This window comes from Candidatus Frankia nodulisporulans (assembly GCF_902806475.1).
Taxonomy (GTDB): Bacteria; Actinomycetota; Actinomycetes; order Frankiales; family Frankiaceae; genus Frankia; species Frankia umida.
On sequence record NZ_CADCWS010000496.1, the window covers coordinates 1 to 1,092 of the forward strand.

Annotated in this window: 1 protein-coding gene and 1 pseudogene; one reads left to right on the forward strand and one right to left on the reverse strand. The window is 69.3% G+C overall.

The genetic code is table 11. The features are described 5' to 3' along the window. Window positions 1-369, reverse strand: a 369-nt coding sequence (locus G6R24_RS21100; protein ID WP_163550859.1) for an Lrp/AsnC family transcriptional regulator, incomplete at its 3' end; no start/stop codon positions are given. Window positions 370-530: 161 nt separating this feature from the next. Between G6R24_RS21100 and G6R24_RS21105 the strand changes: the two are divergent. Beyond that, a pseudogene (locus G6R24_RS21105) lies at window positions 531-1,092 on the forward strand (flap endonuclease); the annotation flags it as partial.

Sequence of the window (1,092 nt, forward strand, 5' to 3'; positions counted from 1 at the left end):
GCGGATGCGTTGCAGGAGGGCTTCGAGCGCGGCGGGGGTGGCGACGCGGACCTTGAGCAGGTAGCTTTCCTCGCCGGCGACGCTGTGGCAGGCCTCGATCTCGACGATGTGGGTGAGGCGTTCGGCGGCGTCGTCGGGTTGGCTCGGGTCGATCGGGGTGATCGAGACGAAGGCGGTGAGGGGCAGGCCGATCTGGGTGTGGTCGACCAGCGCGGTGTAGGAGGTGATGACTCCGCGTTGTTCGAGGCGGCGGACGCGCTGATGGACGGCGGAGACCGACAGGCCGGTGGCGCGGCCCAGGTCGGTGAAACTCATGCGCCCGTCTCGGCACAGCATCTGCACGATTCGTCGGTCGAGATCTTCCAGCACGATCCGGAGCGTACGCAGGTGAGTGGGGTGGTTGGGGTGGGTTTCTGGTCCGTTGCCTGGTCCCGGTGGGACAGTGGCTACGGTCGGCTGGTGTGTCGTGGGTCGGTGGGGACGGCTTGGCTCTGGTGACGGCTTGGCTCTGGTGACGGAGGTGGCGTTCGGTGAGTGGGCGTGGTGGTGGCGGGTTGCTGCTGGCGGATACGCCGTCGTTGTACTTCCGGTCGTTCTACGGGGTGCCGCGGTCGGTGCGGGCGCCGGACGGGATGCCGGTGAACGCGGTGCGGGGTCTGCTGGATGTGCTGGCGAGGCAGATTCTCGAGGTGCGTCCGGGTGCGGTGGTGGCGTGTTTCGACGCGGACTGGCGGCCGGCGTTTCGGGTGGCGTTGCTGGCGTCGTACAAGGCGCATCGGGTGGCCGGTGGCGACGCCGGGGTGGCTGGTTCGGGTGGGGTGGTGGAGGTGGTGGAGGAGGACCTGCAGCGGCAGCTTCCGGTCATCGACGCGGTGTTGGACGCGTTCGGGATCGCGCGGGTGCGGGCGGCGGGGTTCGAGGCCGATGATGTGATCGGGACGCTCGCGACGCGGTTTCGCGGGTCGGGTGGGGTGGATGTGCTGACCGGGGACCGTGATCTGTTCCAGTTGGTGGATGACGCGGCCGGGGTGCGGGTGCGGTATGCGGTGGAGCGGTTCGCGGTGGTGGATGAGGCGTCGGTGTCGGCGCGGT